This is a genomic window from Deltaproteobacteria bacterium, assembly GCA_016709225.1.
Classification (GTDB): domain Bacteria; phylum Myxococcota_A; class Polyangia; order Nannocystales; family Nannocystaceae; genus Xiheibacterium; species Xiheibacterium phototrophicum.
Genome location: JADJEE010000001.1, coordinates 2,722,096 through 2,734,994, shown reverse-complemented (window position 1 = coordinate 2,734,994; position 12,899 = coordinate 2,722,096). Strand labels below are relative to the sequence as shown.

At 73.0% G+C, this 12,899-nt stretch carries 11 protein-coding genes; 3 read left to right on the top strand and 8 right to left on the bottom strand.

The window, feature by feature from the left end; translation table 11 throughout:
• Nucleotides 1-54: 54 nt before the first annotated feature.
• From IPH07_11075 to IPH07_11050, 6 genes are all read right to left on the bottom strand, one after another.
• The gene (locus tag IPH07_11075) at nt 55-846 is read right to left on the bottom strand and encodes a response regulator transcription factor (GenBank protein MBK6917932.1); all 792 of its coding nucleotides are present in this window, start codon (nt 844-846) and stop codon (nt 55-57) included.
• A gap of 158 nt (nt 847-1,004) precedes the next feature.
• The gene (locus IPH07_11070; GenBank protein ID MBK6917931.1) at nt 1,005-1,823 is read right to left on the bottom strand and encodes a purine-nucleoside phosphorylase; all 819 of its coding nucleotides are present in this window, start codon (nt 1,821-1,823) and stop codon (nt 1,005-1,007) included.
• Between the two features lie 66 nt (nt 1,824-1,889).
• Complete coding sequence (locus IPH07_11065; GenBank protein ID MBK6917930.1) at nt 1,890-2,663, bottom strand: SDR family NAD(P)-dependent oxidoreductase; 774 nt, start codon at nt 2,661-2,663, stop codon at nt 1,890-1,892.
• A 37-nt stretch (nt 2,664-2,700) separates the two neighbouring features.
• Nucleotides 2,701-3,030 (bottom strand): hypothetical protein, encoded by a 330-nt coding sequence (locus tag IPH07_11060; GenBank protein MBK6917929.1) that lies wholly within the window; start codon nt 3,028-3,030, stop codon nt 2,701-2,703.
• Between the two features lie 53 nt (nt 3,031-3,083).
• Complete coding sequence (locus tag IPH07_11055) at nt 3,084-4,769, bottom strand: alkaline phosphatase family protein (protein MBK6917928.1); 1,686 nt, start codon at nt 4,767-4,769, stop codon at nt 3,084-3,086.
• A 56-nt stretch (nt 4,770-4,825) separates the two neighbouring features.
• The gene (locus tag IPH07_11050; protein ID MBK6917927.1) at nt 4,826-5,422 is read right to left on the bottom strand and encodes a DJ-1/PfpI family protein; all 597 of its coding nucleotides are present in this window, start codon (nt 5,420-5,422) and stop codon (nt 4,826-4,828) included.
• A gap of 56 nt (nt 5,423-5,478) precedes the next feature.
• Between IPH07_11050 and IPH07_11045 the strand changes: the two genes are divergently transcribed.
• The 3 genes from IPH07_11045 to IPH07_11035 all read left to right on the top strand — a co-directional run bounded on the left by IPH07_11045 (nt 5,479) and on the right by IPH07_11035 (nt 10,322).
• On the top strand, nt 5,479-5,853 hold the full coding sequence (locus IPH07_11045) for a hypothetical protein (GenBank protein ID MBK6917926.1): 375 nt from the start codon (nt 5,479-5,481) through the stop codon (nt 5,851-5,853).
• 160 nt (nt 5,854-6,013) lie between these two features.
• A complete protein-coding gene (locus IPH07_11040; GenBank protein ID MBK6917925.1) occupies nt 6,014-8,911 on the top strand; it encodes a hypothetical protein in 2,898 nt (965 codons plus the stop codon).
• Nucleotides 8,912-8,954: 43 nt separating this feature from the next.
• Nucleotides 8,955-10,322 carry a dipeptidase gene (locus IPH07_11035; protein MBK6917924.1) on the top strand — a complete coding sequence of 456 codons (1,368 nt, stop codon included), beginning with the start codon at nt 8,955-8,957 and terminating at the stop codon, nt 10,320-10,322.
• Here the strand turns inward: IPH07_11035 and IPH07_11030 are convergent.
• Together IPH07_11030 and IPH07_11025 are read right to left on the bottom strand one after the other, a co-directional pair.
• Nucleotides 10,300-10,989, bottom strand: coding sequence for a hypothetical protein (locus tag IPH07_11030; protein ID MBK6917923.1), 690 nt, complete (start codon nt 10,987-10,989; stop codon nt 10,300-10,302). The genes IPH07_11035 and IPH07_11030 overlap by 23 nt on opposite strands.
• A 63-nt stretch (nt 10,990-11,052) precedes the next feature.
• Nucleotides 11,053-12,873, bottom strand: a complete 1,821-nt coding sequence (locus IPH07_11025; GenBank protein ID MBK6917922.1) for a hypothetical protein — start codon at nt 12,871-12,873, stop codon at nt 11,053-11,055.
• Nucleotides 12,874-12,899 lie beyond the last annotated feature (26 nt).

Genomic DNA, 12,899 nt, shown 5'->3' with positions numbered 1-12,899 from the left:
GGCCTGGGCTAACCTGAAACGCGCCGGCTGGGCAATCGGGCTCGCCCCGGAGGCTCAGGGGTCGGCGCCGACGAGACCCATCCGTATCGCGCAGCGTACGAGTCCCGCCACGCCCCGAACGCCGATCCGAAGCAACAGCTGCGCACGATGGCTCTCGACGGTCTTCACGCTCACCTGCAGCGCATCGGCAATCTCCCGGGTGGACAACCCCTCGGCGATGAGCCGCAGCACCTCGACTTGCCGCGGGGTGAGCCGCGGCGTCGCCGGGCTCGCGATGCCCTCGGGTGCGGTGGTCGGGGGTTCCGTCGACACTGGCGTCGGCGCCGGATCGATGCCGCGCACGCGGGCGAGCAGGGTCCGCGCGTCCTCGAGCGCACGCTGTCGCACCTCGCCGGTGTGATGCGCAGCGGCGTCGAGCAGCGCGGCCAGGTCGGCCAGCGCGTCCGTCGTCGCGGGCACGGACGCAGCGCTGCCGAGCCCACGCGCGACCGCATGCGCGAGGCGATGCAGGTGATCCTTGCTGACCACGTCGATCGCCCCCAGCGCGAGCGCCTCGGCGGTGGCGGCCTCGCTGATCGATCCCGACACCACGATGAAGGGCACGTCGGGTTGCTGCGCCCGCGTGATGCGGAGCGCCGAGGTGGCGTCGAGCCCCGGCGTGCTGGAGTCCGAGATCACCAACGACCAGCGCTGTCGCGCCAGCGCCTCGCGTAGCTCGTGCTCCTGCTCCACCCGCACGCAGCGCGCGGAGCGGCCCATGCGTCGCAGCTCGTGACCGATGAGCTTCGCATCGGTCTCGGAGTCCTCGACGATGAGGATGTCGTACGTCGCTGAAGTCTCGACCACCGGCGTGCTCCTGCGGCGCGAGTGTAACCCGGAGTCCAAGGCCGGAGACCCGGAAGCACGTTCATACCCGCGCGTACGACGTTGGACCCCCGCGCGTATCAGGGCATCCCCGAGAACATTCGATCGCACGGGCGCCGAGCGCGGCCGCCCGTGTGTGCTCAGGCGACGCGTCGCAGGAATTCGATCACGAGGCGCTGCAGGTCCGCGGCCGCGACGCCGGACATGTGCAGTGTCTGCTCGTGACTGAGCACTTCGTCGGCCAGTCCGGCGCCGAGGTTGGTCAGCACCGAGATCGCGGCCACGCGCATGCCGCAGTGTCGTGCGACGATCACCTCGGGCACGGTCGACATGCCGACTGCGTTGGCGCCCATGGTCGCGAACGCGCGGATCTCGGCGGGGGTCTCGAAGCACGGTCCGAGCAGCGCCATGTACACGCCCTCGCGCAGCGCGATGCCGAGCTCCGCCGCGGTCGATCGCAGCACTGCCTGCAGTGCCTCGTCGTAGGCGCCGCTCATGGCGGGGAAGCGCGGTCCGAAGCCGTCGTCGTTGGCGCCCACCAGGGGGTTCTGGCCCTGCAGGTTGATGTGATCCGTGACGAGCATGAGCGTGCCCGGGGTCGCGTCGCGGTCCAGCGCGCCCGCGGCGTTGGTCACCACCAACGTGTCACATCCGAGCAGCTTCAGCGTGCGGACCAACGGCACCACCGCCGCGGCGGGGTGGCCTTCGTAGAGGTGCACGCGACCCGCCAGGCATGCGACGTCGCGACCACCCAGGCGTCCCATCACGAGCGAGCCGCGATGACCGGCGATGCTCGGTACCGGGAAGCCCGGCAGCTCGCCGTAGTCGATCGCGACCGCGTCTTCGATGCGATCGGCGAGGCCACCGAGGCCCGAGCCGAGGATGATGCCCACGCGGGGCTCGAGCGCGCCCTTGCGGGCACTGGCGATCGCGGCGGCGCGACGGGCTTGTTCGGACATGGGCGGCCAAGCGTAGGGGCTGGGGCTCGCGGTCCGCAAGCGGCCGCGACCGCGCGGCGGCCGGCCTCACACGAACTTGCGCGCGAGCGGCTCCCACACGCTGCGCGGCAGCGCGCTCATCGATCGCATGGCGAAGGCGATCGGCAGCGGGAAGGCGTGCAGCGCCTTGCGAGCGACGATGGCGTCGAAGATCTCCTGCGCGGCCTGCTCGGGCTGCAGCTCGAACGGCAGCTTGCCCGCGCCCTCGTTCATGGCCGTGCGCACGTAGCCGGGGCGGACCTCGGTGACGCCGATCCCGGCGGGACCGAGGTCGACCCGCAGCGCGTCGAGGAACGCGGAGAGGTAGGCCTTGCTGGCGCTGTACACCGCGAGCTTGGGCAGCCCACGCCAGGCCGCGATGCTCGATACGCCGACCAGTGTGCCGCGGCCGCGCTCGATCATCCCCGGGATCGCCGCGACCAGGGTCGCGGTCGCGCCGACGACGTTGACGTCGAGCATGGTGCCGCAGTCGGCCCAGGTGAGCTTCGCGCTGTGTCGCTGGGTCGCGACGCCGGCGTTCGCGACCACGAGGTCGAGCCCACCGAGCTCGCGATCCGCCTGCTGCACCGCGGCGGTGATGGCCGCGGGGTCACCGACGTCGACCGCGACCGTGGTGGCGCGGCCACCCGCGGCGGTGATGCTGGCGGCGACGCGCTGCAGCTCGGCCTCGCGGCGGGCCGCGAGCACGACGTGGACGCCCGCGCGCGCGAGCACGTGGGCGAGGGCGTCACCGATGCCGGCGGAGGCACCGGTGACGAAGGCGTGGTGGAGATCGTGGCCGGGCATCTGCAGCCGCAGCATCGCTCAAATCCGCGAGGTTGCGGCCCATTCGGCGGCGCTACGGGCCGTAGACGCACGCCGAGCCGTCCCAGGCGCAGTGGCCGACGTCGTCGCAGATCGACTCGGGGAGCGGCGCGCAGTCGACCGCGCAGCCGCTCGGGTACAGCGCGCACTGCGGGTTGTCGTCGCACGCGTCACCCATCAACGACGCGCAGTCGACCCAGCCTGCGGTGGTGCCCATGCTGGCACTGGCCGTCGCGCTCGGATCCTCGCCGGTGCTCGAGCTGCTGCCGGTGCTGGTCCCGGCCCCGTCGTCGCCGTTGTCGTCCGGTGCGCAGGCGAAGAGACAGCCGGCGAGCAGGCACAGCAGCGGGACGCGTCGCATCATGGACACCACGTTAGCGGAGCGACGCGCGGCTCGAAAGGTCCCGCCGCGTCGCCTCAGCGTGAACGTGGGGCGATCGACGTCGACAACAACGAGGCGGCGCGCGCGGCCGCCGGCGGTGGCACGCCGAGCAGGTCGGCGAGTGTGGGTGCGAGCTGCAGCATCGATGGCACCGCGTCGCGGACCCCGTGCGCGACGCGGCCGGGCGCCGCCACGAGGATCGGCACCTCGCGATCGTAGGACCAGGGCGAGCCATGGGCGGTACATTCGCCGAGCTCGTCGTCGAGCAGCGCGTACTCGGGCGCGATCATGTAGATGTCGCCCGAGTGCGGCGCGAACACGCTGCGGCAGGCGAGGGTGTCGAGCTCGTCGTTCTCGCCGCAGGGCTCGTGCATCACGTCGATGGCTCCGACCCACGCCAGCCCGGCGTCGCGCAGGGCCGCCAGCGCGCGGGTCATCGCGAGCTCGCGGCGCGGCGCGGGCTGGGTATGGAACGCCGCCGACAGCGTCAGCTCGGTGGTGGTCGCACCGTCGACCCAGCGCCCCTCGCCGAGCTCCGCCGCGATGGTGCGCTCGACCAGCGTCACCAGCGTGTCGGTCAGCAGCAGCGGCGCGGGCCGACCCGCAGCCGCGGCCGCCGCACGGGAGGGCAGCGCGCCGTGATCGCTGGTGAGCACGACGGCGTACTGCTCGCGACCGACCGCGGTGTCGAGCGCCGCGATCAGTCGTGCGAGCCCGCGATCGATGTCGAGCAGGTGCGCGCTGCGTTCCCAGGATTCCTGGCACCACGCGTGGCCGGCGTAGTCGTGCGGCGAGAACGACACCGCCAGCAGATCGGGCACCTCGTCGCGGCCCAGCTGCTCACCGTCGAGGGCCGCGATTGCGGCGTCGACCAGCAGGCCGTTGGCCGCGGGCAGCAGGCCGAGCGCCTCGAGCGGTGCCGGCGAGGCGCTGGGATCGTGGGGGAAGCGGGCGCCGAGACCCGCGGGGTCGCCCTCGCCGTCCTGGTCGTCGCCGCGACCGGTCATGCGCGCCAGTGCTTCGGCATCGTCGGCGTGCCACGGCTGCAGCAACGCCGACGGTGGGTGGGCCGCGGCGAGTGGGGCAACCCAGGCCGGCAGCCGATCGGCATAGGCGGTGCTGGTCGTCATCGCGCCCTGCTCGGCGTCGAACCACAGCGCGAGATCGGGGTGCTGGCCCAGCATCAACACCGCCGCGCGGGGCTTCCACGCGATCGCGACCGCCTTGCCCGCCGGCGCCGCGGCATGCAGCGCATCCGCGATGCCGGGCACTTGCAGGTGGTGGGCCGAGGCGCCGCCGCGGTGACGCGCGCCGTCGACGACGCCGAACTGCGCCACTGCGTCGTCGCGATCGACGCCGACGCGCTGGCCCTCGACGTACCAGCGGTTGGCGATGATGCCGTGCTCCGACGGCGTGGTGCCCGAGCCGATGGTCGCGTGGCCCGGTGCGGTGTTCGTGGTCGCGTACGGGTAGCGGGCCTTGGGCCACAGCGCGCCGCGATCGAGCAGCCCGGCGATGCCGCCCGCGAGGTCGTCGCGATCGCGATCGAACGACCAGCTCGGCAGCTGGTCGATCACCACCAGCACCACCAGCTTGGGCCGCGTTGCCGCGGCGGTGGTCGGCGTGGGCGTGGCCGTGTCGGTGCCACGGGGGCACGCCGCGAGCAGGGTCGCGAGCCCGGCGGCGCACAGGGCGAGTGGGGGGTGAGGACGCATCGGCATGGCCAGTCGCCGCGACCCTACAACGGGCCTGCGACGCCATCGTCGTCGCAGCGGTTTCAGACCGGCGGGTGCGGATCGTACTGGATGTACCGGCGCACCTGTTGGGCGCGCTCGCGGGAGTGCAGTCGCGCGACCAGGTGCAGCGCGAGATCGATGCCGGCCGAGACGCCGGCGGCCGTGAGCACCGCGCCGTTGTCGACGAAGCGCGCCTCGGGCTGCACGTCGATGTCGCGGCCGAGCTCGCGCAGCAGCGCCAGCGAGCCGTGGTGTGTGGTGGCCGGGCGACCGTCGAGCAGGCCGGCCTTCGCCAACACCAGCGCACCGGTGCACACGCTGGCGATGATGGTGCCGCGGGCGGCCTGCTCGCGCACCCACGCCAGCATGGTCGCGTCCTGCAGCATCGGCCGCGTGCCGCGCCCGCCGGGGAACACCAGCAGCTCGGCGTGGGGCGCGTCGGCGAGGGTGTGATCGGCGACCACGCGCAGTCCCTTTGCGCAGCGGATCTCGCCCGCGACCGGCGCCATCGTGAAGGTCTGCACCCGATCGTCGGGGAACTGCTCGGCCCAGGCCGACAGCACCTCCCACGGACCGGCGAAGTCGAGCTCCTCGACACCCTCGAAGACCAGCACTGCGATGCGTCGAACGTCCGTCATGCGAGCCGCCAGCTTAGCGTGCCCGTCGCGCCGCGTGGTAGGCTCCACGGTGAACGATGTCCCCCGAGTTCTATAAGGTCCTGCACGTCTTCGGCGTGGCGCTGTTGTTCTGTTCCCTGGGTGGCATCGCGCTGCACGCACCCCACGCCAAGCGCGGTGACGCGGCCGCAACGTCGGCGCGCAAGCGCCTGGCGGCCGCGCACGGCATCGCGATGCTGCTGGTGCTCGTCGGCGGCTTCGGCTTGATGGCCAAGCTGGGCCTGATGAGCACGTGGCCGCTGTGGATCATCATCAAGCTGGTGGTGTGGGTGGTGCTCGGTGGCGCGAGCGCCTTCGTGGCGCGCAAGCCCGAGGTCGGCGCGGGCTGGGTGTTCGTGCTGCCGCTGCTCGGCACCATCGCGCTGTGGGCGGTGTTCTACAAGCCCGGCTGAGGCCGCCGACCATGCGAACGCCGAGCGACTCGTTCCCGCGTGTGCGGCAGCTGGCGGCCGCGATGATGCTCGCGTCGCTCGCGGCCTGCGACCCGCCGGGGCCCTCGGATGCCCGCATCTCGGTGGTCGCGCCGCGCGACGACGACCCGGTGACCGCGCGGTGGTTGCGGAGCTGGTGTCGAAGCTCGAGCGCATCGGCGACGAGCCGGTCGCCGTCACGCGCACGACCCCACACGATGCCCGGGCGGCAATTGCCAGTGCTGGCACCGACCTGGTGGTGGTGGTCGGTGCCGACGTGCTCGCGCCCGATCGCTTCGACGAGGCCCGCACCGACGCGCTCGGTGAGTCGGGGTTCGTGCTCGAGGTCGACGGCGACGGCGACGAGCGTGCGGTGGCGTGGCTGGCCGGTGGCAGCGCGCTGGCGCGGCAGTACGCCGCCCACGAGCTGCTGCGCCGGCTCGGCGTGCGCTACTTCCATCCCGAGGACACCTACGTGCCCGAGCTGCCGCCGGAGCAGATCGCCGCGAGAGCCCGCACGCCCACGATCCTCACGCGCGCCGGCGAGACCGACCACATGCCCGACTTCGCGTGGCGCAGCTGGTCGTTCCACTCGCAGCACCCGCTCGAGCAGCTCGAGTCCTTCTCCGACGGCAGCTTCCCCATCGACGAGGCCGAGCACGTCAACACCTGGATGATCGCGAACTTCGGCAACCGCTTCCGCGGGGCCGGTCGCGGCGTCGCCGGGCCCGCGGCGAGCGACCTGCGCAAGCTCGAGCTCGAGGACCTGCGCACCGAGCTGGGCTTCCCGCGCGGCGGCGGCATCACGCTGCACAACCAGCAGCAGGGCGCGTCGGCGCAGATCGACCCGACCAGCGCGACGCCGGTGCAGCAGCAGATCGAGGACATCGTCGACGAGCAGCTGCGCGACATGCCCGACGCGCGGTGGTTCGGCATCCACTTCGGCGCCACCGAGTTCACGACCACGCCCGATGTCGAGACCGTGCAGTGGATCGACTGGGCCGCACAGGCGGTGCTGGCCCGCGACCCGTCGATCTCGATCGAGATCAACGACCACACCACCGGCTCGCAGCCGAGCCCCAACTTCGACGACCTCGGGTGCCCCAACGGCACCAACGACGAGGGGCGCATCGACTACTACGATCTGGCGTTCCACACCGATCCCCGCGCGGGCGTGTCGGTGCACACCACGATGTTCTACCCCCTCGAGGGTCCGGCGCGGGTCTATGCGCAGCAGAGCTTCGCCCACAAGCTGTGCCTGATGGGCAAGGCCTCGGCGCAGGGCCGCGACCTGACATGGTTCCCGGAGTCGGCGTGGTGGCTCGCGTTCGACAACGCGGTGCCGGTGTACCTGCCGCTGTACGTGACCGCGCGCGTGCGCGACGTCGAGCTGCTGCGGCCGCTGTTGCCCCGCAACGGCGGCACGCTGCGGGGCCACCGGATGTTCAACACCGGTCAGGAGTGGGGCTACTGGCAGCAGGACTACGCGGTCGCGCTGCTGGGCTGGAACGCCGACCTCACGGCCGGTGACATCTGGGGCGAGATCTTCGATCCGCTGTGCCCGGCGGACACCTGGCCCAACGGCTGCGACGTACGCGACGACGCCGTCGCGATCGTCACGGAACTGGCCGAGCACCAGCGGCGGCTGTTCCTCGAGCAGGTCGACGCGCGCGGCCGGCCGGGCGGGTTGTACACGTACTTCGCCGGCGAGGATCCTGCCGATGCCATTGCGGCCGACGCCGGGCTCGAGTTCCGCCCGGTGCGGCCGTCGTTCTCGACCGTGGCGCGCCATGACGAGGACGAGCTGGCGGCGCTGCGCGACGTCGACCTCGCGGCGCTGACGGACTCGCTCGACACCCATCGCGCGCTCGAGGACCGCGCCTTCGCGTTGCTGGCACGCATCGACGACGCGGACGCCGCGCGGTGGTTCCTCGAGATCGCCGATGGCATCCAGATCGATCGCCTGCGGGTCGAGCAGGCGGTGCACCTCTATCGCGCCGTGATCGACTGGCGGCAGGCACTGCTCGACGGAGTCGAGGCCAGTGCGGCCGCCGACGCGGTCGCCGACGAGCTCGCGCTCGCGAGTGCGGTCACCGACACGGCCGCCGAGGTGATCGCGCGGCGCGAGCTGTTCTACCGCTACCCCGCCGCGCAGGCGTACGGTGGCGGCGTCACGCCCGAGACCGGCGTGCAAAACGGCACCACCTACCCGTATCGCGTCTATACCAAGACGCACCTGCTCAGCTATTGGCGCGGCCGCGACGACGAGGCCCGGCGGGTGATCGCAGGCGAGGACGACGGCGCGGCCACGCGGGTCGACATGCGCGAGGGCATCGCCGCGGTCGGCGAGCCGCTGACGATCACGTGGCCACAGCTGCAAGGCCTGGGCGGCGACGTGAGCGTCGGTGCGGCCGGCGAGGTCGGCCCACCGACGACGACGCTCTCGTTGGGTGACGACGAGGGCTGGTTCCCGATCGCCGGCGAGCTCACCTCGAGCGACGGCGCCGTGCCGGTGGTCGGCGCCGCGGCCCGCAGCGACGTGTTGGCGCGCACGCCGGCGCAGGGCGTCACGCTCATCGAGCCCACCAACCCGACCGCGCAGGGCGTGCTGCAGAGCGTGTTCCCGGCGCTGCAGTGGGCCCGCGTCGGCACCGCGGCGACGCTGGCGTTCGCGCCCGATGCCGACGGCGACGGCTCGACGGTCGCCGCCGATGTCACGGGCACCGCGTACACCGAGGCCGGCACGAGCTTCACGGCGGCCGCGGTCGACTTCGTGCTGCCGATCCAGCTGGCGTCGGGCAACGCGATGTCGCAGGTCCACGTGGTCCACGCCGTGATCGAGGCGCCGCTCGATCTGAGCGCGCCGATCACCATGCGTGGCGAGCTCTCGGTCGACGATCTCGTCGACGCGTTGGTACAGCTGGCGGGGTTCGACCCGGCCGGCTCGCGGACGACGCTGGCCGGCATCTTCGGCTTCGACGCCGACCAGCCGCCCGCGACCGTGCCGTTCGTCGCCGAGCTCGACGCGATGCCGTGGTAGAACCGTCCGCCGCCCCCACGGGCGTGCGCGTCGGGGGATCGGCATGACGTTGCGCATCCTGTGTGGGCTCGCCCTCGTGGTGCTCGGTTGCGACGCCGGGCGAGGCGTCGCTGCCCCGCCGGCGACGCCGTCGAGCGTGGTCGCACCGCCGGCCGCCGCCGCCGCCGCGCCGCCGCCGACGACGGCGCCCGCTGCCACGCCCGAGCCCACGGCACCGACCGCCCCCCGCGAGCTGGCGCCGTGGATCACGGCCCGCGCAATCATCGTCGACGGCCACGTCGATCTGCCGTGGCGGTTGAGCAAGGGCCTCGACGCCGCAGGGCGACCCACCGAGGACCCGTCGCAGCGCACCGCGGCCGGTGACTTCGACTGGGAGCGCGCGCGCGAAGGCGGGCTCGATGCGCCGTTCATGTCGATCTACGTGGCGTCGAGCTTCGAGGGCAAGGGCGCCAAGGCCGAGGCCGAGCGGCTCATCGCGTTGGTCGAGGGGCTGGCCGCCGCGGCGCCCGAGAAGTTCGCGCTGGCGCGCAGCCCCACCGATGTGCGCAGCAATGCGGCCATGGGCCTGGTCTCGCTGCCGATGGGCATGGAGAACGGTGCGCCGCTCGAGCACGAGCTCGCCAATGTGAAGCACTTCCGCGAGCGCGGCATCAGCTACATCACACTCACCCACGCCAAGGACAACCACGTCGCCGACTCCTCGACCGACGCGCGCCACACCAACGGCGGCCTGTCGGCGTTCGGCAAGCAGGTCGTCGACGAGATGAACGCGGTCGGCATCATGATCGACGTCTCACACGTCTCCGACGACACCTTCTGGCAGGTCGTCGAGCGCAGCCGTGTGCCCGTCATCGCCAGCCACTCGTCGTGCCGGCACTTCACCCCGGGCTTCGCGCGGAACATGACCGACGACATGATCGTCGCGCTCGCGAAGCAGGGCGGCGTCGTGATGATCAACTTCGGCTCGGGCTTCCTCGACGCCGAGGTCCGCCGCGGTCGCGAGCGCCACGAGGCGGCCGTGCGCAAGCTGCTGCGCAAGTCCAAGCTCCGCGAGGACGATCCGCGTGCGGCCTCGATCCGCGCCGCCTACGAGGCCGAGCACCCGCAGGTTCGCGCGAGCGTGGAGCACGTCGCCGATCACATCGAGCACGTGATCGGCCTGGTCGGCATCGACCACGTCGGGCTCGGCTCCGACTTCGACGGCGTGGGCGACAGCCTGCCCGAGGGCCTGCGTGACGTGTCGCAGTACCCGAACCTGGTGCGGGTGCTGCTCGAGCGCGGTCACGACCGCGCCGCCGTCGAGAAGCTGCTGGGCGGCAACCTGCTGCGGGTGTGGGACGCGGTGCTGCGGCACGCGCAGCACCGGCCGGCCCCGCGCCAGTCCCCCGCTAGAAGCGGCCCACGAGGCTGAGGCCGCCGCCATCGCGGGCGAAGCTCGGTGCGAGCCGCATCGCGCCGCCGCCGAACCGACGGGCCTGGCGACGATGCGCCGTGCCGTAGCCGAGGATGGCAGCGCCCGCCGCGACCGCGGTGAACGACAGCCAGTGCATCGTGGTCCACGCCGGATAGCGCCGCTTGATGCAGCGATCGCCCGCGAGCGCATCACCCGAGTCGATCTCGGCGCTCACGCAGTGGGAAAGCGACGTGAACTGCAGGGCGATCGCACCGGCGATGCCGCCCGCGCCGACCACGACCAGCGTCACGCCACCGCCGATGATCCTGCGGATCGGTCGCTCACGCCACGCGCGGGCGTCGTGCCAGCCGTGGTTGCGACCGAGCACGACGCCGCCGCCGGCCGCGAGCCCGACCGCCGCCGTCTCGAGCGCGAGCTGGGTGCCGACGAGCGCGGACTCCACGTCGCCGCGTGCGGTGCAGCGGGTGCTGCTGCCGTCGAGTGGACAGCTGCGATCGAGCAGCACGTTGCGCACGATCAGCAGCACCAGCGCGCCGCCGCTGGCGGCCCCGGCCGAGCCCAGCAGCGCAGCGCCGCGATCGGTCGGCTCGTCCGGATCACCCGTGGTCGGGGCTGGCTTCGCGAGCGCGCAAACGGCCGCGGTCAGCAGGGCGGCGAGCTGCATCGTCCAGGGATAGCACGGCGGTGGACGCGTTCGCACCCGTGCGCCGGCGCGCGTCGCCGCCGGTCATCGCTTGGGGCGCGTGCGGGCGCTGCTGCGCGTGCTCGCGGCCGGCGCGTGTCGACCGGTCGCGCCGCCCTTGCGACGCGGCGGCGCGACGGTCAGATCGTCGAGCCCCGGCGCGAGGTCGGGGTTCTTGCCGAGCGCGGCGGCGACCAGCTGCTCGACGGTGATGCCGGCCATCCGCACCAGCTCGGCGACCGTCATGTCGTCGGGGATCGCCGCCGGAGGCACGGCCTCGCGCGCGCCACCGGCCGTGTCGTCGGAGTCGCCGTCATCGTCGTCGTCGTCGTCGTCGTCGTCGGCCGCGTCGTCGTCGTCGTCCGCGTCGATCCCGTCGTCGTCGTCGTCGTCGTCGTCGTCGTCGTCGTCGTCGTCGTCGGTGTCATCGTCGTCGAGCGTCGCGGGTCTGCGGGCGCCGCGTGCCGCGGCCTCGGCCAGCGTCGAGGCGCGGGCACGTGCCCGCGTGCCGCCGTCGATGAGCTCCACGCGATCACACACCCCGCACAGCGCCGCGAGCACGGCCACCGGCGGGAGATCGGGCAGTCCCAGCTCCCGCAGCGCGACGTGCAACGCCGCGATGGGCTGCGGCCCGCGCTCCACCAGCACGCGCTCGATGCCCTGGCGCAGTGGGTTGTCCCGCGCGCTGGGCCGGAAGAACCACGCGCGGTCGTCGTCGAGCCACTGCACGCCCATGCGCGCCTCGAGCACCTCGCGTAGACCCGCCAGCGGGACCGCACCGACGGCGCGGGCCACCGCGCCCACCGACGTGCAACCGCGTCGCTCGAGCAGCTTGCGAGCCTGAGTCTCGATCAGCGCGCGCGTCGGCGGGTCGATGACGTCGTCGTCCTCGAGCACGTCGTCGTCGTCGTCGAGGCCGTCGAGGGTCTCGTCACCGTAGTCACCGGCGTCCTCCGACGCGGTGTACACCCGTGAGCCCAGCTCGTCGGCATGCGAGGGCCGTGCGAACCCTTCGCTCGCGTAGGTGACGACGCGTGGTCGACCCGGCACGTCGCGCGCCATGCCGGCCGAGATCGTCAGGGCGTCGAGGGCCCGTGGCCGTGCGGCGAGGGCCGCCGCGATCGCCGGGCTGCTGGTCGACAGCGGCTTGCCCAGCTGCACGCGCCAGCGCTCGAGATCCTTGAGGTGTTCGGGGCGCCACTGCGGGTCGTCGCGCAGCGCGGCACCGTCGATCGCGAGCACCTGATCGCGGGTGACCACGCCGCGCCGCGACAACAGCTCGCGCGTGCGTGGGGCGACCGACTTCATCCAACGGGTGCGGTCGTGCAGGTGCTTCGCGATGGCGCGCGGGTTCCAGCCCCGCTCGCGCAGCTCGGTGCGCCACGCCAGCAGCGATGGCGCCAGTGTGGCGGCGTGGGTGGCCGACAGGCCCAGCGTGCGTGCCAGCGCGGGCGCGAGGTCCTGCAGCTCCAGCCACTCGCCGAGCAGCAGCGCCGACGCGACGGCCGACAGCGGTGGGTTCTCGAGCAGCGCGGCCGCGAGGGCCTCCGACTCCTCGGCCGAGCCGGGCGAGGTCGCGATCAAGCGCGCACCGGCTTCGGTCACGGCGCCGTCGTCGGCGTTCGCCCAGCCCAGCGCAGCAGCGGCGATGCGCGGCTCGACGGCATCGCTCGGCGCCGCGAGGAACTCGCGCACGGCGGTGAAGACGATCGCCCGCGCCCGGCCCGGCGCCGCTGCGACCACCGGGGCCGCGCTCGCACTCGGGGCCGGTGGGGCCGGCTCCACGGCGGCGCCCGGCCGCGTCGGCACGACGGGCTTGCTCGGCACTCGCTCGGCATCGGGCCGCAACGAGACCTTGAGGGACAAGTCGTCGAGCGCAGAGGCGATGCGCG